The organism is Ruegeria sp. CDSC079 (assembly GCF_059610505.1).
Window position 1 is genome coordinate 24,921 of the sequence record NZ_JBXWNT010000002.1, and the last position, 17,246, is coordinate 42,166.

A 17,246-nucleotide genomic window follows, 5' to 3' on the forward strand; every position below is an offset into this window, starting at 1 on the left:
GCCCCAAGGAGAGTCGGTGACACGCATCGCCGGCCAGACAAAGCAAAACGCTAAAGAAGGAACTAGAAAATGCGTCACGCACGTGGTTACCGCCGCCTGAACCGTACTCATGAGCACCGCAAGGCTCTGTTTGCGAACATGGCTGGCTCGCTCATCGAACATGAGCAGATCAAAACAACTCTGCCCAAGGCAAAAGAACTGCGCCCGATCGTTGAAAAACTGATCACTCTGGGCAAGCGCGGCGACCTGCACGCCCGTCGTCAGGCCGCATCGCAGCTGAAAGAAGACAAAGACGTCGCAAAGCTGTTCGAAATCCTGGGCCCCCGTTACGCCGAGCGTCAGGGCGGTTATGTACGGATCCTGAAAGCAGGCTTCCGCTATGGCGACATGGCCCCGATGGCGATCATCGAATTCGTTGACCGCGATCTGGACGCCAAAGGCGCTGCAGACAAAGCGCGTACCGCCGCCGAAGAGGCCGCAGACGAAGAATAAGAAAGCCTGGCTTTCATGTGAAAACCCCCGTGTCTCGGACGCGGGGGTTTTTCTTATGGAGCCAGTCGCAAGTCCGCTCTGCTCTTGGTATGTGTCAGCTTTAGTCAGGGCCCGAGAAGCGTTTGCAAATGTCTGGTTGCTGCTTCAGCGCGCCTTGCCAATGTTCCCGGATCGGGCTTTTGTGTGCGCCCGATCGCGCGCTGGATCTGTAGATCACCAATCAACAATCCCAAATACAAATCAACCACGTCCGATATATCGTTGCTGACTAGCTCTCCATTGGTTCTGGCAGCTTCAAACAGCTGTGCCAGGAGAGGAAAAATTGTTTCCCGGCCTGCCTCTGACAAGGCTTTACCTAGTTGGCCGGTTGGGTCAGCTGCGGCCGCGCGATTCAGAGAAACCGCCTTCTCGCCCAATATGATATCCAACAATACCGGCCCAAAGGCGTCGAGTGTTTCGATCGAGGCTTCACGCTGTGCAAGCGCGTTTTCAAGCAACGTTTTTGCTTCTGCAGCGTTTCGTGACACCAAGGTGCGGAACAAGCCAAGCTTATCGCCATACCAGTTGTAGAGTGTTTCGTTTGAGCAGCGGGCACGTTTGGCGATGCTCAGCATCGAAGTTCCCGCGAAACCTTTTTCTGCGAGCAGTTCATAAGCCGCTGTTTCGATCTGTTCCTGCCGGGCAGTGCGTAGGTGATCTTTCAATCTGGCCTCCTGAATGGTGTTGACACTAAGCCGTACATTGGGTTACGGCTTAACGCAACCGTACACTTTGTTACGGAAAAAGGAGGCGAACTTGATTTATGAGAAAGATCGGGCGGCCAATGCTGCTTTGTTGACACTTATCGTTTTGCAGATCGTTATGCTGAGCGCTCTCTATGCCGGAGTACCGCCACATCCGCCCACAGCTACACCACTGTTTGGGATCGCGCCTTTTATTGGAGCCGCACTCAGCGCAGCCTGCGCTGCGATCCTCCTTGGCGCCACGGAAACAAAGGCCGGTATATGCCTGACACTTTTAGCAGCACTTCTTGCTTCGGTTTCCTTCGGACCGCAAAAGTACACAGACGCGCAGTTTCCCCTGATCTGGCCCGCAGTACTCGTAGGGCAGGGGGCCATACTTACGCTTGTCGTTTTGGCATACCGATCGGTTCGCTTGAAACCGAGACAGCTCAGCTAATACCTAACCGTCTGACTATGAACGTCGTAGTCAGGCGGTCGGACATGTCAAATGTGGCGGGACTGGCTTAATCTTGTCAGGGTGGTGATGACTGAAGTCTGGCAGAAACTCCAATACCGCGCTTGCAAACACAGACATCGCGCCGCATATCCAAAACAGTCCAAAAATTTTCGGGAACTATGATGCTTCGCGCCACGGCCTTCGCTTTATCGCTTTTGTCTGCCTCTGCCGCGGCGGAAACCAGGGTGCCACGTTCTCAGGCCGAAATCAGCCTAGGGTTTGCGCCGGTGGTGAAACAGGCCGCGCCAGCTGTGGTGAATATCTACGCCAAGATCGTGCGCGAAGGGCGCTCGAATTCACTGTTCTCTGACCCGTTCTTTCAGGATTTCTTTGGCGGCGGCTTTGGCGAACCGCGACCACGCGTTCAGAATTCACTGGGGTCCGGCGTGATCCTGACGGATGACGGCTATGTGGTCTCAAACTACCATGTCGTGGGTTCGGCCACCGAAATACGGGTCGTCACGACGGACCGGCGCGAGTTTTCGGCCGAGGTGGTTCTGGGCGATCAGGAAAGCGACATCGCCATTCTACGTCTGAAAGATGCCGAGGCGTTGCCTTCGATCGACATGCGGGATTCCGATCTGGTTGAGGTGGGTGAATTGGCTCTGGCCATCGGCAACCCGTTCGGCGTCGGGCAGACGGTATCATCGGGAATTATCTCGGGGCTGGCGCGGACCGGTACGGCCACGGGCAATGCGCGGGGCTATTTCATTCAGACGGATGCGGCGATCAATCCCGGCAATTCGGGCGGGGCGCTGATCGATGTGAACGGTGATCTGATTGGCATCAACACCTCGATCCTGACACGTTCTGGCGGATCGAACGGGATCGGCTTTGCCATCCCTGCCAATCTGGTTGCCGAATTCCTGCGGCAAGCGCAGGCCGGCAATGACAGTTTTGTCAGCCCCTGGGCCGGAATGGCCGGGCAGCACATGAGTGCGGATATCGCTGAGTCTCTGGGCTTGGTTATCCCGCAGGGTGTGGTGATTTCGGATCTCCATGCGCTCAGCCCGTTGGCCAAGGCAGGGTTGCAGGTTGGGGACGTCGTGACCCATGTCGACGGGGATGAGGTGAACTCGCCGGCAGAGATGAAATTCCGCATGTCAGTGGCCGGTGTGGGCGGCACGTCGGTGGTGACGCGACTGCGCGGCGAGGACCGAGCTGAACTTGAGGTCGCTTTGGTCAAAGCGCCCGAGGTTCCGGCAGCGGAAGTGACGACGCTTAACGATGAAACCGTGATGCCAGGCCTGACCGTGTCGCGGATCAACCCTGCTGTTATCGCGCGGCTGGGGCTTTTGCTGTCGCAGACGGGGGTGGTTGTGGTCGACGCGGGCCGCTATGGCGGTCGGTCCGGGTTGCGTCCGGGCGATGTGGTCGATGGGATAAACGGCGCGCGGGTCGAGCGACCTGCTGATGTCGTGAAGGCGCTGACCGATCCGGGGCGTCGGATCAATCTGGATATCCTCAGGGGCGGCCGGCCGGTTTCCCTGCGGTTCAGGCTGTGACCGGATGAGTGACCTTTTCGATACCGGGTCACCTGATCCTGCGCCGCCTGTACATCGCCCGCTGGCCGACAGATTGCGCCCGCAAACGCTGGCCGAGGTGATCGGACAGGAACAGGTGTTGGGTCCGGATGCGCCTTTGGGCGTGATGCTGGCCTCGGGCAGTCTGTCGAGCCTGATATTCTGGGGGCCGCCCGGTGTCGGCAAGACCACGATCGCGCGGCTTTTGGCGCAAGAGACGGACCTGAATTTTGTGCAGATCAGTGCCATCTTTACTGGTGTTCCCGACCTGAAGAAAGTGTTCGAAGCTGCGAAGATCCGGCGTCAGAACGGGCAGGGGACGTTGCTGTTCGTTGACGAAATCCATCGCTTCAACAAGGCGCAGCAGGACGGGTTTCTGCCGCATATGGAGGATGGTACGATCCTCCTGGTCGGGGCGACCACGGAAAATCCATCGTTCGAGCTGAACGCCGCTGTGCTCAGCCGAGCACAGGTGTTGGTGTTGGAAAGGCTCAGCCCTGCCGATCTAGAACGCCTGACGCAACGCGCTGAGCAGGAACTGGACCGTGGGTTGCCACTGGACTCTGCGGCCCGTGGTGCGCTGCAAGAAATGGCCGATGGCGACGGGCGCGCGCTGTTGAACCTGATCGAACAGGTGGCCGCGTGGAAAGTTGAGGGCACGCTGGACCTTGAAGCCCTGTCGACCCGGCTCATGCGCCGTGCCGCGAAATACGACAAATCTGGAGATGAGCATTACAACCTGATCTCGGCTCTGCATAAATCGGTGCGGGGGTCCGACCCCGATGCCGCCCTGTACTGGTTCGCGCGAATGCTGACGGGAGGCGAGGACCCAAGGTATTTGGCGCGCCGGATCACGCGAATGGCGGTCGAGGACATTGGTCTGGCTGATCCGCAGGCTCAGGCGATCTGTCTGCAGTCCTGGGAAACCTACGAACGCTTGGGCAGCCCCGAGGGCGAGCTGGCGTTGGCGCAGGCGCTGGTCTATCTGGCGCTGGCGCCGAAATCGAACGGGGCCTATGTGGGCTATAAGGCGGCGATGCGTCTGGCCAAGCAATCGGGCAGCGAGCCGCCGCCCAAGCATATCCTGAACGCGCCGACCTCTTTGATGAAGGATCAGGGCTATGGCGCGGGCTATGCCTATGATCACGATGCCGAGGATGGGTTCTCCGGCCAGAACTACTTTCCCGAAACCATACCGCGCCCGGTTCTGTATCAACCGGTCGAACGCGGGTTCGAGCGAGAGCTGAAGAAACGGCTGGACTACTTTGCCAAGCTGCGTTCGCAACGGAAACCAGACTAGCCCGGCTTGACTCTTTGGCCGATGCGCGCGACAGACGCGCATGTTTTCTGGGACAATGTTTACAGCGTCGTCCGGGCGGGTCTGCCGCGCGGCGCAAGGGGCAATGGCATGAGTGGCGTGCAGATGATTACAGTTGCGGTTGGGGATGGCGACCAGCGGGTGGACCGCTGGCTGCGGCGCCTGTTTCCGCATGTCAGCCAAGGGCGCATCGAAAAAATGTGCCGCAAGGGCGAACTGCGTGTGGATGGCGGACGGGCCAAGGCCTCGACCCGGCTTGAGGTCGGTCAGGTCGTGCGCGTGCCGCCCCTGCCCGATGCGGATCACAAGCCGGTCGAGGTCAAGCCGCGGATCACCGATGCGGATGTGAAGATGATGCAGTCTTGCGTGATCTATCGCGATGACCTCGTGATCGCGCTGAACAAACCGCAAGGATTGCCGGTGCAAGGCGGCAGCGGCCAGACCCGGCATGTGGACGGGCTGTCCGAGGCGCTGCGCTTTGGATATGACGAAAACCCCCGATTGGTGCACCGACTGGACAAGGATACCTCGGGCGTGCTGTTGCTGGCCCGCACACGCGAGGCCGCCAAAGCACTGACCGCCGCTTTCCGTCACCGGGACACGCGCAAGATATATTGGGCTCTAGTCGCTGGGGTGCCGACCCCTTATCTGGGCGAGATCAAGACCGGTTTGGTCAAGGCCCCGGGCCATGGCAGCCAGGGCGAGGGCGAAAAGATGATCCCCGTTCATCTTAACGAAATCAACGATACGCCAGGCGCGAAGCGGGCCCATACACTTTACGCTACGCTATACCGCGTGGCCGGACGCGCCGCCTGGGTCGCGATGGAGCCGATCACCGGCCGCACTCATCAGTTGCGTGCGCATATGGCAGCGATTGGGCATCCAATCATCGGGGATGGAAAATACGGCGGTTCGGGTCAAGAGAACCTTGGCGATGGCTGGGGTGCGCAGTTGGGAGGTGTGATCAGCAAAAAGCTGCACCTGCATGCGCGGCAGGCTTCGTTTCAGCACCCGGTGACGCGTAAGAAGATCACGGTCACCGCACCCTTGCCCGATCATATGAAACACAGCTGGGACACATTCGGATGGGCCGAAGACCTGGCTGCGGATGATCCGTTCGAGTCTCTGCAATGAGCAGACCCTTGCGTCTGGTACTATTTGATGTGGACGGTACCCTGGTCGATAGCCAAAGCAGCATTGTTGCGGCCATGACCGCCAGCTTTGATGCCTTGTCTCTGCCTGTTCCGGATAGGGCGGGGATCTTGTCCATAGTCGGATTATCTCTGCCACAAGCCATGGCGCAGTTGGTGCCCGAGTGTTCTGCTGCGGATCAGGCACGGTTGGTAGAGGGCTATAAACAGGCCTATCACGCGCATCGACTGGAACAGGGAATGGCCAGCTCGCCGCTTTATCCCGGCGCGCGCGAGGTCGTCGAGGCGCTACATGCGATCCCCGAGGTTCTGCTGGGCGTGGCGACGGGCAAATCGCAACGCGGTCTGGATGCCCTGATCGAGGGGCACGGCCTGCAAGGCTATTTCGTGACCCGGCAGGTCGCGGATCACCATCCCTCCAAACCGCACCCTTCGATGATCGACACGGCACGGGCCGAAACCGGCGTCAACGCTGCTGATACGGTCATGATCGGGGATACCCGGTTTGACATGGATATGGCCGCCGCCGCCGGTGTCACCGGAATTGGCGTAACCTGGGGGTATCACGAACAGCCTGCCCTGGCCGCTGCCTCTCGTATTATCGAAACGTTTGACCAGTTGCCGGGCGCACTGGACGATATCTGGACCTGAAGACATGAGTGACTGGAAACCGAAACGATTTTGGGCTGCATGTCAGGTGGTCGAGGCCGATGGCGGATTTACGGTCGAATTGGACGGTCGTAGGGTCAAAACACCTGCGCGGGCCGGACTTATCCTGCCGACCTTGCCGATGGCTCAGGCCATTGCGGCCGAATGGGACGCGCAGGAAGAACAGGTTGACCCAGGGACGATGCCCTACACGCGTTCGGCCAATGCAGCCATCGACAAGGTGCAGATTCAGCACGCCGAAGTTGCAGACATGCTTGCCGATTATGGCGATTCGGATTTGCTGTGCTATCGCGCCGCCCACCCGCAAGAGTTGCAGCAGCGGCAAGCTGAACAGTGGGACCCGGTGTTGGACTGGGCCGCGGAAGCCATGTCGGTTCGCCTGCAGCCCGTCACAGGTATCCTGCATCAGCCGCAAGACGTGGCGGCGCTGGATCAGTTGCGCCGGCGAGTGCATGATTTCAACAACTTCCAACTGGCTGCCTTCCACGACCTGGTCAGCCTTTCGGGCTCGTTGATCCTTGGGTTTGCGGCCACTTCCGATTGGTGTGATGCGCAAGAGATCTGGCGGATTTCGCGGTTGGACGAGCTGTGGCAAATCGAACAATGGGGCCATGACGACGAGGCGCATGAAGCAGCCGAAGTCAAACGTTCTGCCTTTTTACACGCTAAACGCTTCTACGACGTCTCTGATTGATCTTAGATTTCTGAATTTTTACCGCTCTGATGGACATCTGTGAGTTGATCCATCGTTTTCCCTGATCCGACCCTTGACGTTTGTTTATGAATGCGACCAAACTCGTGCGCACTAAAGGGGAGACACCTTTGGGGAAACCTTTCTGGTACCTGAGGTGCCGGATAGAACCGTCCCTGAACGGGATGGACAATCAGGAAGAGGTAAAAATGAAAAAATCCGTAATCTTGGGCGCGGCCACAGTTGCCGGTCTGGCCGCAGGCGCAGCCATGGCGGGAACCGTGGACGACGTCAAGGCGCGCGGTAAGCTGAACTGCGGTGTGACCACCGGTCTGGTCGGCTTTGCCGCGCCCGACGCAAATGGTGAATGGCAGGGCTTTGACGTTTCGTTGTGCCGCGCCGTTGCCGCTGCGGTTCTGGGTGACGCAAGCGCCGTTGAATTCGTTCCGACCACAGGTAAGACACGCTTTACCGCGCTGGCTTCGGGCGAAATCGACATGCTGGCCCGGAACACCACATGGACCTTCAGCCGCGACGTAGACCTGAAGTTCGAATTCGTCGGTGTAAACTATTACGACGGTCAGGGCTTTATGGTTCCCAAAGCGCTGGGCGTAAGCTCGGCCAAGGAACTGGACGGCGCGACTGTCTGCATCCAGACCGGCACCACCACCGAGCTGAACCTGGCGGATTTCTTCCGCTCGAACAACATCAGCTACGAGCCGGTTCCGATCGAAACCAACGCAGAAGCGCAGCAGCAGTATCTGGCTGGCGCATGTGACGTCTACACCACCGACGCATCGGGCCTGGCCGCAACACGCGCCACGTTCGAAAACCCCGGTGATCACATCCTGCTGCCCGAAATCATCTCGAAAGAGCCGCTGGGCCCTCTGGTCCGTCATGGCGACCACGAGTGGGGCGACGTTGTTCGCTGGACACTGAACGCACTGGTTTCGGCTGAAGAGCTGGGTGTGACCTCGGCGAACATCGACGAGATGTCTGCTGGCACCGACAACCCCGAAGTGAACCGTCTGCTGGGCAGCGAAGGCACTCTGGGTGAGATGCTGGGTCTGGACGCACAGTGGGCAATGCGCGCTATCAAGGCGGGTGGTAACTATGGTGAGGTCTTTGCCAAGAACATCGGTGAAGAAACCCCAATCGGTCTGGCACGCGGCCTGAACGGTCAGTGGACCGATGGCGGCCTGCTGTACTCGCCGCCGTTCCGCTAATATCCATTGAAGAGGGCGCAGTTCATCCTGCGCCCTTTTTCAATCCATAAGAAACAGTCCCGGTTAGATTGAACAGAGATCAACTCTGTCTGCGAATAACGGGATGACACGGGGATATACATAGGTCATGTCGACTCTCACTGACCCGCCAAAGGAGCAGTTCCGGCTGTCCATGCTCCTTTACGATACGCGGTACCGATCTGCGACCATCCAGGTCATTGCAATGATCGGTTTCATGCTTTTGGCAGCCTGGATCATTTCCAACACCATTCAGAACCTCGAAGCACTTGGTAAACCTGTAGAATTCGGGTTCTTCGGCGAACCTGCAAGTTACGATATCAACCAACGCCTGCTGGAATACGATTCTCGAGACAGCCACTTGCGTGCTGGGCTTATCGGATTGCTAAACACACTTGTTGTTGCAGTTCTCGGCTGTATCACGGCGACGATTATCGGTGTTTTCGTTGGTGTATTACGGCTTTCAAACAACTGGTTGATAGCGCGGATCATGACTGTTTATGTCGAGATGTTCCGTAACGTGCCTGTGCTGCTTTGGATCGTTCTGGCTATGGCCATTCTGATCGAAGGTTTACCGGCACCCAATGCATTCCGAGGCGAAACCCCGACGGCCACGATGGATTTTTTCAACTCTGTCGCCGTCACCAATCGCGGTGTCTATATCCCAGAGCTCCTGTTTTCACGCAGTCTTGGCGATATCCACTTGTTTGGTGCGTCCAGCTTACGCTTCGACATTTCATTGGATCTGGTTGCCTTTCTGGTCGTTTTGGCGGGCAGCATTTTTGTAATGCGCAAAGTATCCGCTAATGCCGCTGCAAAACAGGAAGCAACTGGTGATCGCCCAACCATCTGGCATATTCAGTTGGGCATACTGTTTGTGCCGATGTTGATCCTGCTGACTGCGTTGGGATTCCATTTGGGATACCCGGAACTGAAAGGGTTCAACTTTAAAGGCGGCACTCATTTGCGGAACTCGCTTATCGCATTGTGGTTGGCCCTGTCCCTTTACACTGCAGCTTTCATCGCTGAGATCGTGCGGGCCGGAATTCTCGCCATTTCCAAGGGGCAGACCGAGGCCGCCGCCGCGCTGGGTATACGCCCGAGCCGGATTATGCGTCTGGTGATCCTGCCGCAAGCGTTGCGCGTGATCATCCCGCCAATGATCTCGAACTACCTGAACCTGACCAAGAACTCGTCTCTGGCGATTGCGGTGGGATATATGGATATCACAGGTACCTTGGGTGGCATCACCATGAACCAAACCGGCCGCGAGCTGGAATGCGTTCTACTGCTGATGCTGGTCTATCTGTGCATCTCGCTGAGCATCTCGGCAGTGATGAACTGGTACAACAATAGTGTCAAATTGGTGGAGCGGTAATATGAGTGATGTTTCATTTGTCCGCGCGGAAATGTTGCCGGAGAAAGCGCCACCAGCGTCCGAAGTGGGAATAGTAGGTTGGGTTAAGCACAATCTGTTTTCTGGTTGGTTCAATTCGATCCTGACTTTGGTTTCGCTCTATGCGATCTACTATGTGTTGTCGGGCGTTCTGCCATGGACGTTCCAATCCGTCTGGAATGCCAATTCACTGACTGAGTGCCGTGAGATCATGATGGCAACCTGGGGAGACACCCATGGTCATGCTTGCTGGGCTGTCATCAATGATCGCTGGCTGCAGCTGTTGTTCGGATTCTACCCGAGCCATCTGTACTGGCGGCCGATTCTGGCGCTTGTTCTGTTGCTGGTTGCTCTGGCGCCAGTGCTGTATTCGGACCGTGTTCCGAGCAAGTTGCTGATCTTTAGCGCGATCTACCCCTTCCTGATGCCTTGGTTGATGTGGGGTGGTACCATCTGGGGGCCATTGTCGGCGGCACTTGGATTTGTTGCCGGCTGGGCCGTCTACACCGTCGTCAGCAAGCAACAAAGCGAATTGCTCGGGATGATCGGTGGTGCAGTGGCTGCGTTGATCTGGTGGCTGTTTCTATCGAGCTACTTCGTTGGTGCCATGGATTCGATCCTGCCGATCGGTATCGAAGCCGTGCAAAGTCGTCAGTTCGGTGGTTTCATGCTGGCGATCCTGCTGGGTGTTGTGGCCATCGGTGTCTCGCTGCCGATTGGTATCGTGTTGGCGCTGGGCCGTCAGTCGGACCTTCTTATCGTCAAATACATGTGTGTGGGCTTTATCGAGTTCATTCGCGGCGTACCGCTGATCACGCTACTGTTCGTGGCCTCGCTGCTGTTGAACCTGTTCCTGCCACCAGGCACCAATTTTGACATCATCCTGCGGGTGATGATCATGATGACCCTGTTCTCAGCCGCCTATATGGCCGAAGTGATCCGGGGTGGCCTGGCTGCATTGCCACGAGGTCAGTACGAGGGCGCCGACAGTTTGGGCCTGAACTACTGGCAGGCACAGCGTTTGATCATCATGCCGCAAGCCCTGAAAATCTCAATTCCGGGCATCGTGAGCACATTCATCGGGATCTTCAAGGATACGGTTCTGGTGTCGATCATCGGACTGTTCGACGTGCTTGGCCTTGCCAACGCGATCCGCGCTGATACCGCTTGGAACGGCATCTACTGGGAACTTTTCGCTTTTATCGGCGCGCTGTTCTTCGTCGTCTGCTTCTCCATGTCCCGTTATTCCATGTATCTGGAGCGCAAGCTTCAGACTGGCCATCGTTAAGGAGTTCAACACATGTCTGAACTTGCAATAGACCGCGAAATTGACCGATCCAAGATGCAGGTGAGCGACGAGGTCGCCATCGAAATCAACAACATGAACAAGTGGTATGGGTCTTTCCATGTGCTGCGCGACATCAATTTGACCGTCAATCAGGGCGAGAGGATTGTTATCGCGGGGCCGTCAGGGTCGGGTAAGTCCACCCTGATCCGCTGTCTGAACGCGCTGGAGGAACACCAGCAAGGCACGATCATGGTGGATGGGACGGAACTGTCGAATGACCTGAAAAACATCGATAAGATCCGGTCCGAGGTCGGGATGGTGTTCCAGCACTTCAACCTGTTCCCGCATCTGACCATTCTGGAAAACTGTACGCTGGCCCCGATCTGGGTGCGCAAGACGCCCAGGAAAGAGGCTGAAGAGCGTGCTATGCACTTCCTAGAGAAGGTGAAAATCCCAGAACAGGCCGACAAGTATCCTGGCCAGCTTTCGGGTGGTCAGCAACAGCGTGTGGCGATTGCCCGTTCGCTCTGCATGATGCCGCGGATCATGTTGTTCGATGAACCTACATCGGCGCTGGACCCTGAGATGATCAAAGAGGTGCTCGACACTATGATCGAGCTGGCCGAAGAAGGCATGACCATGCTTTGTGTGACCCACGAGATGGGTTTTGCCCGTCAGGTCGCCAACCGCGTGATCTTTATGGATGCCGGTCAGATTGTGGAACAGAACGAACCAGAAGAGTTTTTCAACAATCCGCAAAGCGAGCGGACCAAGCTGTTCCTGAGCCAGATTCTGGGCCATTGATCCCGATCGGAAGAACCGTGAAAGGCGGGGTTTTTGCCCCGCCTTTTTTATTCGGGCAACTCGCGTGGAATGACGAACCCCAAGACATCCCCACTGTGCCACCGAAGCGCGGCCCAGGAGTTGATCTCGAACTGTATGACTGTTGTTGCGCAGGTCGGGTAGTCATCGAAACGGCCGTGATCTGGCGCCTGCCGCACAAGCTGTCTGGTGAATTCAGCGATCCCGGGGTTGTGGCCCAGCATCAGCACGGTTTGGCCAGAAGCCTGTGATAGGGCCCGCATCATGAGATCGGGACCGGCCAGATACAGCGAGCGTTCGAACTGGATCAGATCAGCCTGCAGCCCCATTCGATCCCACGTCTCGCGGGTTCTGAGGGCGGTAGAGCTGAGCACCTCATTCGGTAGCCAGCCATTCCTGAGTAGCCAGCCGGACACAGCAGGTGCGGAGCAGCGTCCACGTTTGTTCAGTGGCCGATCATGATCGCTGAGCGTCGGCTCATCCCAACTGGATTTGGCATGGCGGGTCAGGATCAGGGTGCGAGTCATGACGGGTGAAAAGACCTCATGTGGTGGGCGGATTGTTCTGGGTCCCGCCCGGCCCCGGGGCTGAGAGGGCAGGCCAGGCGCGCAAGGCAGCCACCGGTCATGCAGGTTTGGCCCTGCTCTGTGTTCAGATGCCCGTGGCAGGCCTCAACGTCATAGAAGCTGTGGGTGTTCAGGGCCCCGACTGGGCAGGTCTGAGCGCAAGGGGCATCGCATGTAACACAGGGCGATGAGTTATGGGCACCGGGAATCTCGAATTCCTGATCAAAATGCAGCGCGCCGCGATACGAGATCATCATACCGACCGTGTCATGCACCAAGGCGCCAACAGGGCTGCTGAATGTACGCCCCGATTTCAGCGCCCAGTCGATAAACGGCACATAGGGTGGGCCACCGAATGGGAAATAGGCTTGCGCCCCCAAATCCTGCGCCATCTGATTGACGACGCGGTACGACCACCGGTCAACAGGGTCGGGACCTTGCCATTCAGGGGCTGATTTCAAAACAGGCCAGAACGTGGGCCCTGCACCTAGCAGGATCAGGGTGCCGCTGTCCAATTGCTTGGCATTAGCGCGCCCAGGATGCAATGCACCCATCACGATAAGCCCAACCTCAGCTGCCGCGCTGTCGACACGTTGATAAATGTTCGGAGAAGGTGCGGTTTGTCCTGTCATGTCACCTCCGTCGCAGTCGATCAATCGGGTCGGATCAGCGACCCAGCTCCGTGTTCGGTGAACAGTTCCAGTAGCACCGCATTGGGCGCGCGCCCATCCAGTATGACTACGGCCCGTACCCCACTATGTAGTGCGTCCAGCGCCGTTTCGGTCTTGGGGATCATTCCGCCTGCGATGGTCCCGTCCAGGGTCATCTCGCGGATCTGACCGGCTTTTAGCTCGGTCACGACCTCTCCGGCAGCGTTCTTGACGCCTGATACGTCGGTCAGCAACAGCAGACGGTCTGCCTTCAAGGCCGAGGCGATGGCACCGGCGGCGGTGTCACCGTTGACGTTGAACGTCTCACCTTCGCGCCCGGCGCCCAGAGGCGCAATTACCGGGATCACGTCATGCGTAAACAGATCGTGCAGGATTTCGGGTTTCATCTCGGAAGGAGAGCCAACAAACCCCAGCGAGGCATCGGTTTGATCACAGATCATCAGGCTGGCGTCCTTGCCCGACAGGCCAACCGCAGTCCCTCCCTGTCCGTTGATGGCCTGAACAATGCGTTTGTTCACGAGGCCGGACAGGACCATCTCGACCACTTCGACAGTCGCCTTGTCCGTCACACGCTTACCGTTCACGAAATCGGATTGGATATCGAGCTTGTCCAGCATCGCGTTGATCATGGGACCGCCGCCATGTACCACAACCGGGTTGATGCCCACCTGGCGCATCAGAACCACGTCACGGGCAAAGCTTTCCATCGCTTCATCGCTGCCCATGGCGTGCCCGCCCAGCTTGATAACGACAATGGCCCCATCATAGCGCTGCAGATAGGGCAGTGCGCTGTTCAATGTGGCGGCGGTGGCAATCCAATCCCGGTTCATGTCTCTTGTCTTCATGGCTAAGGTCCCTCTGGCCCACCGTGTTAGGGCCTTTGAAAGGTGCTGCCAAGGGCCAAGCTATTCCAGATGCGTGATGATCGAGCGCAACGTTGGGATACCATCCCCTTTTTCGGACGACGTCAGCACGATTTCGGGGAAAGCGGCGGGGTGTTTTGACAGGGCCGAGCGGACCTGGTTCAGAACCTTTTCGCGTTCATTGGCCTTGACCTTGTCTGCCTTGGTCAGCACGCATTGAAAGGTTACGGCACTGGTGTCCAGCAGCTTCATGATCTCGGCATCAACAGGCTTTACCCCATGGCGCGCGTCAACCAGGACAAAGGCCCGGCGCAGGGTCTGTCGGCCACTGAGATATTGTTTCAGCAACCGCTGCCACTTTTCCACCACCTTAACCGGCGCATTGGCATAGCCATAGCCGGGAAGGTCGACCAGATATAGCTCTGGGCCCTGGGTGAAAAAGTTGATTTCCTGCGTCCGACCCGGCGTGTTCGACGCGCGCGCCAACCCCTTGGTTCCGGTCAGCGCATTGATCAAACTGGACTTGCCAACATTTGAACGGCCTGCGAAACAGACCTCAAGCCGGTCGGGGTCGGGCAGCCCGCTCATGGCGACAACGCCTTTGACGAACTCGGACGGGCCTGCAAACAGCTTGCGCCCGCGCTCCAACGAGAATTCATCGGGATCTTGGGCCAGAGGGAAGGGTAGGGTGCTCATAACGGTATCACCTTGTCACCGACCGAGATTAGCCCGCCGCGGACCACTTCGGTATAGATGCCGAAATCCTGATGGCCCCAGCTGTTCAGCGCGCCCAAAGTGTCGGCATCGCGGTCGCCGGTATCCGGGTTCGCAGTGGTCGCCAAACAGCGCACAATCCGCTCGCGGACGCGGAACACGGCCTCACCGATTTGCAACTCGCGGTCGAGCCAGTCGAATTCTTCCCATAGGGGCAGGCCATCGAACCAGATGTTACCGCGCCAGCGTTTGATTGACAGGTCTTGCCCCAGTTTTTGTTCAACCGCCCGGTGAGAGGCCATGTTGCACAGGCTGATTGACGGGAAATCGCTGTCTGTCATCCCACGCCCTGGTATCCGAACGATCCGGGCAGATGCCGCCCTGTCCGCGGGCATCAGCGGGCGCACCCAATCCAGAAACACTTCCTGTTCCCGATCTGGGTCAAAGGTTAGATCGGGGCGATTGGGGTGGGTCAGGGTCAGCAGATTCGCGTCCAGATTGGCGGAAATGGCCATCAGGTTTGGGGCTTTTGACCCTCGGCTGAAATTGACGCAGGGTACCCATTTCGTGCCATCGGCTTTTGACGCTTCGTGCGCAACTGCCCAAACGCGATCCCCGGGCATTGTCTGCCCGGGGGTCACTGTCACGGTCTGCACGGCTTCGTGGCCGTGGCTTTTCATAGGATGCCGCCAAATTTGGGTGACTTTGGCCGTCATTTGTCATCCGTCTTAGCGGCGCGCTTGAAACCGGATTTGATGTTGCCAAATACATCCGGTTTATAACCCTGGCTGCGCATGATCAGATACTGTTGGGTAAAGGTGATCGTGTTATTCGCGATCCAGTACACCACAAGGCCGCTGGCAAACCCACCGAGCATGAACATGAAGACCCAGGGCATCCAGGCAAAGATCATTGCCTGTGTCGCGTCTGTTGGTGCCGGGTTCAGCTTTTGCTGCAGCCACATCGAAATCCCCAGCAACAGTGGCAGGATGCCGATGAAGATCAACGCCATAAGGGTGTCAGGTTGCGGCCCGGCCCAAGGCAGCCAGCCGAAGAAGTTCATGATTGACGTTGGATCCGGTGCGCTGAGATCCTGAAACGGGCCAAACCACGGTGCTTGACGCAGTTCGATGGTGACAAAGATCACCTTATACAGCGAGAAGAAGATAGGGATCTGCATCAGGATCGGCAAACAGCCCGCGGCGGGGTTAACCTTTTCCTTCTTGTACAGTTCCATCATACCTTGCTGCATTTTCTGACGATCGTCACCAGCGGCCTCTTTCAGGGCCTCCATCTGCGGCTGCAGTTCCTTCATCTTCGCCATCGAGACATAGGACTTGAACGCCAGCGGGAACAAGATCGCCTTGATGATCAGGGTCAGGCCGATGATCGACCAGCCCATGTTGCCGATCTGGGCGTTAATGTTGTGCAACAGCCAGAAGATCGGCTTGGTCAGGAAATAGAACCAGCCCCAGTCGATGCTGTCGATGAACTTTTGAACGCCTTCGGCCTGATATTCACGAATGGTTTCCCATTCCTTGGCACCGGCAAACAGCTGGGTTGTGACCTCTTCAGTAGCCCCAGGTGCGACAAGCAATGTCGGCAGTACAGTTTCCGTCTGATAGATCTTGCGACGGGCATCGTATTTGGCTGCTGCCTTGAAGGTCGTGCCCTCAGCCGGGATCAGGGTGGTCATCCAATAGTGATCAGTAAAGCCGACCCAGCCACCGTCTTTGACCTGAAAGACCTCGGCTTGCGCCCGTTCGTTCGGATCAATATCAAAGTCGCGCACATCGCCATAGTCGATTTCATCCAGAACACCGTCGGCCATGACCATCACGCCTTCATGCAGGATGAAGAAATTCTTCAGTCCGGGCAGGTCGCCATCTTCGCCGATGCCATGGCGGGCGAGGATGCCATATGGCGCCATGCCGACCTCGGCTTGTGTGTTGTTTTCCACCGCTTGTGTGACTTCGAACATATAGTTCTCGTCTACCGAGATGGTACGGCGGAAGGTCAGGCCATTGCCATTCTCCCACTTCAACGTAACTGGAGCGTTCACCCCAAGTGTTTCACCATTTTCGACCATCCAGACCGTGTTCGGCCCGGGTACGTCCGTGCCGGTGACACCAGCGCCAGGCGCCCATCCGTAGAGCGCATAATATGCAGATTCAGATCCGACCGGAGAGAACAGTTCGACAATCGGTGCGTCGTCCTGGATCGAGACTTTATAATCCTTCAGGTACAATTCATCGATGCGGCCACCGGACAACGACAGGCTGCCCTCAAGGCGGGGCGTGTCGATCTTGATCCGCGCGGCCTCGGACCCGGGCAGCGTTTCTTCTGCGCTCGCCGTGGCTTCGCCTACGGTACCCGCGCTCGAGGCGCTGGGGGTCTGAACCTCATCGCTTTCGATGGCGCTGATTTCAGCCTGATCAGTAATGGTGGTTTGCTCGGGCGGTGGAAACAGCACGAACCAAACCAGGATCACGACAAAGCTGAGCGCGGTTGCGAGGATGAGATTCTTGTTCTGATCGTCCATCTGGGACAGCCACCTTAAGCAGTGAAACACACCCGGTGGGTTCAACAGAGTGCAGCC

At 57.7% G+C, this 17,246-nt stretch carries 18 protein-coding genes; 11 read left to right on the plus strand and 7 right to left on the minus strand.

Annotation, left to right across the window (positions count from 1 at the left end):
• Window positions 1-69 precede the first annotated feature (69 nt).
• Window positions 70-492 carry a 50S ribosomal protein L17 gene (gene rplQ / locus AC2FIC_RS03430; protein WP_142639761.1) on the plus strand — a complete coding sequence of 141 codons (423 nt, stop codon included), beginning with the start codon at window positions 70-72 and terminating at the stop codon, window positions 490-492.
• A 104-nt stretch (window positions 493-596) separates the two neighbouring features.
• Here the strand turns inward: rplQ and AC2FIC_RS03435 are convergent, their stop codons facing one another.
• Window positions 597-1,196, minus strand: a complete 600-nt coding sequence (locus AC2FIC_RS03435) for a TetR/AcrR family transcriptional regulator (RefSeq protein WP_496691904.1) — start codon at window positions 1,194-1,196, stop codon at window positions 597-599.
• A gap of 91 nt (window positions 1,197-1,287) precedes the next feature.
• Between AC2FIC_RS03435 and AC2FIC_RS03440 the strand changes: the two genes are divergently transcribed.
• The 10 genes from AC2FIC_RS03440 (at window position 1,288) to AC2FIC_RS03485 (ending at window position 11,815) form a co-directional block, all read left to right on the plus strand.
• Window positions 1,288-1,671, plus strand: coding sequence for a hypothetical protein (locus AC2FIC_RS03440; RefSeq protein WP_496691905.1), 384 nt, complete (start codon window positions 1,288-1,290; stop codon window positions 1,669-1,671).
• 182 nt (window positions 1,672-1,853) lie between these two features.
• Window positions 1,854-3,236 (plus strand): trypsin-like peptidase domain-containing protein, encoded by a 1,383-nt coding sequence (locus AC2FIC_RS03445; protein WP_496691906.1) that lies wholly within the window; start codon window positions 1,854-1,856, stop codon window positions 3,234-3,236.
• A gap of 4 nt (window positions 3,237-3,240) precedes the next feature.
• Window positions 3,241-4,554, plus strand: a complete 1,314-nt coding sequence (locus AC2FIC_RS03450) for a replication-associated recombination protein A (protein ID WP_496691907.1) — start codon at window positions 3,241-3,243, stop codon at window positions 4,552-4,554.
• A gap of 108 nt (window positions 4,555-4,662) precedes the next feature.
• Window positions 4,663-5,706 carry an RluA family pseudouridine synthase gene (locus tag AC2FIC_RS03455; RefSeq protein WP_496692071.1) on the plus strand — a complete coding sequence of 348 codons (1,044 nt, stop codon included), beginning with the start codon at window positions 4,663-4,665 and terminating at the stop codon, window positions 5,704-5,706.
• A complete protein-coding gene (locus tag AC2FIC_RS03460) occupies window positions 5,703-6,374 on the plus strand; it encodes an HAD-IA family hydrolase (RefSeq protein WP_496691908.1) in 672 nt (223 codons plus the stop codon). Before AC2FIC_RS03455 ends, AC2FIC_RS03460 begins: the two co-directional genes overlap by 4 nt.
• Before the next feature lie 4 nt (window positions 6,375-6,378).
• Window positions 6,379-7,086 (plus strand): ATP12 family chaperone protein, encoded by a 708-nt coding sequence (locus AC2FIC_RS03465; RefSeq protein ID WP_496691909.1) that lies wholly within the window; start codon window positions 6,379-6,381, stop codon window positions 7,084-7,086.
• 206 nt (window positions 7,087-7,292) lie between these two features.
• Window positions 7,293-8,309 (plus strand): amino acid ABC transporter substrate-binding protein, encoded by a 1,017-nt coding sequence (locus tag AC2FIC_RS03470; RefSeq protein ID WP_142639749.1) that lies wholly within the window; start codon window positions 7,293-7,295, stop codon window positions 8,307-8,309.
• A gap of 127 nt (window positions 8,310-8,436) precedes the next feature.
• Window positions 8,437-9,705 carry an amino acid ABC transporter permease gene (locus AC2FIC_RS03475; protein ID WP_496691910.1) on the plus strand — a complete coding sequence of 423 codons (1,269 nt, stop codon included), beginning with the start codon at window positions 8,437-8,439 and terminating at the stop codon, window positions 9,703-9,705.
• Between the two features lies 1 nt (window position 9,706).
• Window positions 9,707-11,011, plus strand: coding sequence for an amino acid ABC transporter permease (locus AC2FIC_RS03480; protein WP_142639745.1), 1,305 nt, complete (start codon window positions 9,707-9,709; stop codon window positions 11,009-11,011).
• 12 nt (window positions 11,012-11,023) lie between these two features.
• Window positions 11,024-11,815 carry an amino acid ABC transporter ATP-binding protein gene (locus AC2FIC_RS03485; RefSeq protein ID WP_142639743.1) on the plus strand — a complete coding sequence of 264 codons (792 nt, stop codon included), beginning with the start codon at window positions 11,024-11,026 and terminating at the stop codon, window positions 11,813-11,815.
• A gap of 47 nt (window positions 11,816-11,862) precedes the next feature.
• On the opposite strand, the gene AC2FIC_RS03490 is transcribed toward AC2FIC_RS03485, so the two are convergent.
• The 6 genes from AC2FIC_RS03490 to yidC are packed head-to-tail and all read right to left on the minus strand — an operon-like array spanning window position 11,863 to window position 17,189.
• On the minus strand, window positions 11,863-12,360 hold the full coding sequence (locus AC2FIC_RS03490) for a SixA phosphatase family protein (RefSeq protein WP_496691911.1): 498 nt from the start codon (window positions 12,358-12,360) through the stop codon (window positions 11,863-11,865).
• A complete protein-coding gene (locus AC2FIC_RS03495) occupies window positions 12,357-13,031 on the minus strand; it encodes a ferredoxin (RefSeq protein ID WP_496691912.1) in 675 nt (224 codons plus the stop codon). The genes AC2FIC_RS03490 and AC2FIC_RS03495 overlap by 4 nt, the downstream gene beginning before the upstream one ends.
• Window positions 13,032-13,051: 20 nt before the next feature.
• On the minus strand, window positions 13,052-13,915 hold the full coding sequence (gene argB / locus AC2FIC_RS03500; protein WP_496691913.1) for an acetylglutamate kinase: 864 nt from the start codon (window positions 13,913-13,915) through the stop codon (window positions 13,052-13,054).
• 60 nt (window positions 13,916-13,975) lie between these two features.
• Complete coding sequence (gene yihA, locus AC2FIC_RS03505; protein WP_142639735.1) at window positions 13,976-14,629, minus strand: ribosome biogenesis GTP-binding protein YihA/YsxC; 654 nt, start codon at window positions 14,627-14,629, stop codon at window positions 13,976-13,978.
• Window positions 14,626-15,363, minus strand: a complete 738-nt coding sequence (locus AC2FIC_RS03510; protein WP_496691914.1) for an MOSC domain-containing protein — start codon at window positions 15,361-15,363, stop codon at window positions 14,626-14,628. Before AC2FIC_RS03510 ends, yihA begins: the two co-directional genes overlap by 4 nt.
• Window positions 15,360-17,189 carry a membrane protein insertase YidC gene (yidC, locus tag AC2FIC_RS03515; protein ID WP_496691915.1) on the minus strand — a complete coding sequence of 610 codons (1,830 nt, stop codon included), beginning with the start codon at window positions 17,187-17,189 and terminating at the stop codon, window positions 15,360-15,362. The genes AC2FIC_RS03510 and yidC overlap by 4 nt, the downstream gene beginning before the upstream one ends.
• Between the last annotated feature and the right edge of the window lie 57 nt (window positions 17,190-17,246).

Excerpts from the sequence above, each read along its gene's own strand:
- AC2FIC_RS03445 (WP_496691906.1), top strand. The coding sequence starts at position 1,854 with ATGCTTCGCGCCACGGCCTTCGCTTTATCGCTTTTGTCTGCCTCTGCC.
- AC2FIC_RS03510 (WP_496691914.1), bottom strand. The coding sequence starts at position 15,363 with ATGACGGCCAAAGTCACCCAAATTTGGCGGCATCCTATGAAAAGCCAC.
- AC2FIC_RS03485 (WP_142639743.1), top strand. The coding sequence starts at position 11,024 with ATGTCTGAACTTGCAATAGACCGCGAAATTGACCGATCCAAGATGCAG.
- AC2FIC_RS03495 (WP_496691912.1), bottom strand. The coding sequence starts at position 13,031 with ATGACAGGACAAACCGCACCTTCTCCGAACATTTATCAACGTGTCGAC.
- AC2FIC_RS03480 (WP_142639745.1), top strand. The coding sequence starts at position 9,707 with ATGAGTGATGTTTCATTTGTCCGCGCGGAAATGTTGCCGGAGAAAGCG.
- AC2FIC_RS03465 (WP_496691909.1), top strand. The coding sequence starts at position 6,379 with ATGAGTGACTGGAAACCGAAACGATTTTGGGCTGCATGTCAGGTGGTC.
- AC2FIC_RS03450 (WP_496691907.1), top strand. The coding sequence starts at position 3,241 with ATGAGTGACCTTTTCGATACCGGGTCACCTGATCCTGCGCCGCCTGTA.
- AC2FIC_RS03455 (WP_496692071.1), top strand. The coding sequence starts at position 4,663 with ATGAGTGGCGTGCAGATGATTACAGTTGCGGTTGGGGATGGCGACCAG.
- AC2FIC_RS03470 (WP_142639749.1), top strand. The coding sequence starts at position 7,293 with ATGAAAAAATCCGTAATCTTGGGCGCGGCCACAGTTGCCGGTCTGGCC.
- argB (WP_496691913.1), bottom strand. The coding sequence starts at position 13,915 with ATGAAGACAAGAGACATGAACCGGGATTGGATTGCCACCGCCGCCACA.
- yihA (WP_142639735.1), bottom strand. The coding sequence starts at position 14,629 with ATGAGCACCCTACCCTTCCCTCTGGCCCAAGATCCCGATGAATTCTCG.
- rplQ (WP_142639761.1), top strand. The coding sequence starts at position 70 with ATGCGTCACGCACGTGGTTACCGCCGCCTGAACCGTACTCATGAGCAC.
- AC2FIC_RS03460 (WP_496691908.1), top strand. The coding sequence starts at position 5,703 with ATGAGCAGACCCTTGCGTCTGGTACTATTTGATGTGGACGGTACCCTG.
- AC2FIC_RS03475 (WP_496691910.1), top strand. The coding sequence starts at position 8,437 with ATGTCGACTCTCACTGACCCGCCAAAGGAGCAGTTCCGGCTGTCCATG.
- yidC (WP_496691915.1), bottom strand. The coding sequence starts at position 17,189 with ATGGACGATCAGAACAAGAATCTCATCCTCGCAACCGCGCTCAGCTTT.
- AC2FIC_RS03490 (WP_496691911.1), bottom strand. The coding sequence starts at position 12,360 with ATGACTCGCACCCTGATCCTGACCCGCCATGCCAAATCCAGTTGGGAT.